The following is a 4,044-nucleotide window of genomic DNA, read 5'->3' as shown; positions in this document are numbered from 1 at the left end:
CAACCGTTTGAAGCAGTCCCGAGCTGTCGCTACCCGTTACGACAAGCACGGTTACGTCTACCTTGGCACCGCGACAGCGGCAGCCGTGGCGATCTAACTCCGGACCTGAAGATCCGGGACGCAGCTCAAAGAGCGCCCTCGGCTGGCCTCTGGCGCCCACACGGCACCTGGCCTCCGTTCTTGTCGAAGACCTCGGCATCGTCGCCAGAGTTCACCCAGACCGTGATGCCCTGACCATGCACGACCACATTGAACGGCGACTCCTCCGCCTCCGTCACCACCGTGAACTCCTCGCCCGGACGCATCCAGTGACCGGTTCCCCATACCTCGCCCCACAGGCAGAGCATGCTGCTGGCCTCGTTGCTCACGCTCGTCTTCGACACGCTCGCACCCTAACCAGCAACATGATCGGCCGGACAAGTCCTAGTAGGAGCCTGGCTTGCCGCCGCTCACGGAACTACCAAGCGGTAACGAATCGACCCGGAGATGTGCACTGCCGCACCAACCGGTCACGGCCCTGGAGTCTCATCATCTTTGGAGAGCCTGAGTACAGATTGCTTAGGATCTCAAGCAATCAGCCTGCTAATTTAGTACCCAACCTGCGCATTGCAATTCAATTACACACCTATCCTTGTTCATTGCTATCGGGTCGCACATGGTGCGGTAGTCGACGAGTTCTACTTTGTTTCCCGAAGTGCGAGAATCGCCGTCTTCGGAAATTCATCGGAACGACCATAAGGTGCGGCCTCATTTGACCCTTACCCCCTCAGGCCAGTTGCTGACTGAATACGACTGAACACGTAAGCCGAAAGTACCTAAGTGGCTAACTCTTACAGTATTGGTGAGATTTGGATGGTTTTGGAGATCCGAACCCGCCAGCAACGATTTTTCTGGCTTGATCAGCTCTTTAATCTTTAGGGCTGACGGACGGGAAGATTCAAGATGCCGGAAATAAACAAGAATGGGAGCATTGCGTGAGTAACCTTGGAGCCGCACAGGAGTCAGCCGTCAGCGACTCCATCCTGGCGGGTGCGCGTGACACTGTCATGGAGCGCATGCGTGTGCTAGTCGAGCAGATGCCGGATCCGACGAGGTTGGTGTTGGCGTACCATTTCGGGTGGCGGAACGCCGAGGGCCAGATAATTGAGGTTGAAAATCCCGGTAAATTGCTTCGTGCTCAGCTGGCATTGCTGTCCTGTCGAGCCGTAGGCGGTGATATGAATTCGGCTGTCACCGGTGCTCTCGCGGTCGAAATGATCCACAATTTCTCCCTGTTGCATGACGATATTATGGACGGCGATCTCACACGCCGACACCGGGCCACGGCATGGTCGGTGTTTGGTGTGTCAGCGGCCGTTCTAGCTGGTGATGCTCTACTGGCGCTTGCTATGAAAGTGCTGGCTGAGGTGAATTCGGCCAACGCTGCTTCGACTTCCGTGTGCTTTGCGCGGAGCCTGAACGAGTTGATGGACGGCCAGACCCGCGACATCTCCTTCGAGGTGAAAAGTTGTGTCGGTGTCGATGAATACTTGCGCATGTCTGCTGGAAAGACTGGAAGTCTGCTCAGCTTCGCCTGCGAGGTCGGCGCCCTCCTAGGCGGCGCCGGACCCGCAAGGGCGGAAAGTCTGGGAAATTTCGGACGATACTTGGGTCTGGCCTTTCAATGCGCTGACGATATTCTCGGCATCTGGGGAGATCCCATCTGCACGGGAAAGCCGGTTGGATCCGACCTATCCTCCCGTAAGAAAAGTCTTCCTGTAGTAGCGGCCATGGAGATGGACGACGGAGAGCTGGCTGCTTTCTACGACCGCCCTCAAGGCCCGTCTGCATCCGACATACCAGTTATGGAGTCTTTGGTTACCCAGCTGGGTGGGCGTGGCCGGGCGGAACAAGAGGCGCGTGAGCACCACGATCTAGCCATGACCTATCTGAAGAAGGCGTGTTTGAGCCCGGACATTGAGGAATTCTTCGCTGAACTAGCCGATCGCGCCATACACCGAGACCGATAGTGCATCTATTCCTCTCCAGTTACCATATAATCGAGAGCGGCCGCCAAAATCACAAGGCACCGAAGCATGCTGACTAGGCATGCTGTTGCCTGCCGTCAGTGACGGTCCCTGTAAAGTACAGATCTGACAAGTCGCTACCGCAATGCGGTAGCAATCTGGGGAATGAGTGATGTGATCCAGGCGAGCTTTTCACCGGGAGTAGCGAAAAACCAGCGGATTCGCTCGGTCGGTGTCGGTCGAGCTAATGCAAAGGCGATTCTGTTGGGAGAGCACGCGGTGGTCTATGGGGCGCCGGCCATCGCCGTTCCCATTCCGCAACTGGCGGTCACTGCTAGCGCTGGCTGGTCTTCTCTTACTCCTGATGTCGGCGAGGTTTCCTTTACCCTAGTTGGCGCCACGTCCGGGTCTCTGCGGTTTGACGAATCACAGGGCCTACGCCGATTAGCCACCGACTTCAAGGCAGTCATGGGCGTCACCGACACCCCGCACCTTGAGGTGATCATTGACTCTGCGGTGCCGTCCGGCCGCGGGCTCGGTTCCAGTGCTGGGTGTGCGCGCGCGGTTGCCCTTGCTATCGCCGACTTGTTCGACCTTGATATGGCTGAAGACACGGTCTTCGATCTGGTGCAGGCATCCGAGAACGTGGCACACGGTCGAGCCAGCGGCGTCGACGCCCGAGCCGTCGGCACCGACGGTCCGCTTTTGTTTCAGCGAGGCGATGTGCAGGACCTGGATGTCCGTTGCGAAGCCTTACTGATTGTCGCGGACAGCGGTGAGATGGGCCGGACCAAGGACGCGGTCGGGATGTTGCGCAGAGATTTCGAGCGCCACACCGGGACCTTGGACTTCTTCGTCAGAGAAGCCTCTCAGCTGACCGTCGAAGCCACCCGCGCGCTCGCCGATGGACAACTGGAGGAGTTCGGTACCCGGTTGACGGCTTATCACGAACTGCTGCGCACCTCTCATCTGAGCACAGACCGGGTCGACGCACTTGTACATGCCGCCCTCGCGGCCGGCAGCCTTGGAGCCAAGATCACCGGCGGGGGCCTAGGCGGTTGCATGATCGCGCTGACCCAGCCAGAGCGGGCGAGAGAGGTTGCCGGACAGCTACATCGGGCGGGTGCAGTGAGGACCTGGACCGCTCCTTTGAGGGGGACCGCCAGACGTGGGCTGATCGACGAGAGCGGGCCGTTACGTCGTTGACACTTGCGACACGGCCCCACTGGGCGGGTCTGGCCTCGTCTGCGAGCGACTTCGCGGCGGCCCTAGCTCTCGCGTGGCCATGGCCTCAAGTTCAGTCAGCGCGTACTTATAAAAGGACCCGACGGCAGAGGCGCGGAGAGCCAGTGCGCGGGCGACATCGAGTGGGTTTCGGACTCCGCCGGAGGCAAGTATTGGGAGATACCAGCGTCTTGAATATTACCGCAAGAAAAGGAACGTCGCGCAGAAAATAACGAAAGCATCCACCTAATCCAGGAGTTCATTCCTCCGCAGATCCAACTTGCAGGCTTTAACAATGAACGGAACGGGCGAAGAGCAATGGCAACATGCACGGACAATTCGACCGAACCTTCCGGCGGGCATGTCGAATTTAAATTGACTTCCTGGCTAGTTGAGTTGGAGCGTGTGATCGAGAACGAGTACGTGCAACTGGCCCAATGCTTCCCTGCAAGCGACAAGGGTCTCGAGCAGTTCCGACGACTCTGGTTGGATTCTGTTGCCGAGGAACTCGCACCCGCCTTGACTGATCCCACAGGAAAGACGCGAGTCCCAAGCCCCTACGACCGTCTGATAGAAAAATTCCTCACACGAGAAGTAGATCCCACCTCGGCCCCTGGCTTTAAGGTTGCCGAGAGCCCGAAAATTCACCGCCGCAGCGACATTGAGGAATTCCTGGCACGAGTGCAGAGTCTCCAGTCCAGGCTCGACTGAAAAACTTGTCACTGAGCCTCTTTCATCCTGAATGCATGCAGGTCAGGAGGGTGTGGACGGCCTGGACGATGGTGCCGATGCGGCGGGTGGAGCATCTGGCCCG

The 4,044-nt window shown here is 58.4% G+C and carries 4 protein-coding genes and 1 pseudogene; 3 read left to right on the top strand and 2 right to left on the bottom strand.

The window, feature by feature from the left end; translation table 11 throughout:
- Positions 1–125 precede the first annotated feature (125 nt).
- The gene (locus ACZ4NT_RS38915) at positions 126–383 is read right to left on the bottom strand and encodes a hypothetical protein (RefSeq protein ID WP_467730153.1); all 258 of its coding nucleotides are present in this window, start codon (positions 381–383) and stop codon (positions 126–128) included.
- A 663-nt stretch (positions 384–1,046) separates the two neighbouring features.
- Here ACZ4NT_RS38915 and ACZ4NT_RS38910 point away from each other — a divergent pair.
- From ACZ4NT_RS38910 to ACZ4NT_RS38900, 3 genes are all read left to right on the top strand, one after another.
- Positions 1,047–2,009, top strand: coding sequence for a polyprenyl synthetase family protein (locus tag ACZ4NT_RS38910; RefSeq protein ID WP_467730152.1), 963 nt, complete (start codon positions 1,047–1,049; stop codon positions 2,007–2,009).
- A gap of 162 nt (positions 2,010–2,171) precedes the next feature.
- Positions 2,172–3,212 (top strand): mevalonate kinase, encoded by a 1,041-nt coding sequence (gene mvk, locus ACZ4NT_RS38905; RefSeq protein ID WP_467730151.1) that lies wholly within the window; start codon positions 2,172–2,174, stop codon positions 3,210–3,212.
- A gap of 423 nt (positions 3,213–3,635) precedes the next feature.
- Positions 3,636–3,941: a hypothetical protein gene (locus ACZ4NT_RS38900; RefSeq protein WP_467730150.1), complete on the top strand. Its 306-nt coding sequence runs from the start codon at positions 3,636–3,638 to the stop codon at positions 3,939–3,941.
- A 22-nt stretch (positions 3,942–3,963) separates the two neighbouring features.
- Here the strand turns inward: ACZ4NT_RS38900 and ACZ4NT_RS38895 are convergent.
- Positions 3,964–4,044 (bottom strand): annotated as a pseudogene (locus ACZ4NT_RS38895) (IS5/IS1182 family transposase); the annotation flags it as partial.

The sequence above is a fragment of the Streptomyces sp. NPDC026417 genome, assembly GCF_055567695.1.
Note: the sequence above shows the minus strand (reverse complement) of the source record. Positions and strands in the feature narration are given on the sequence as shown.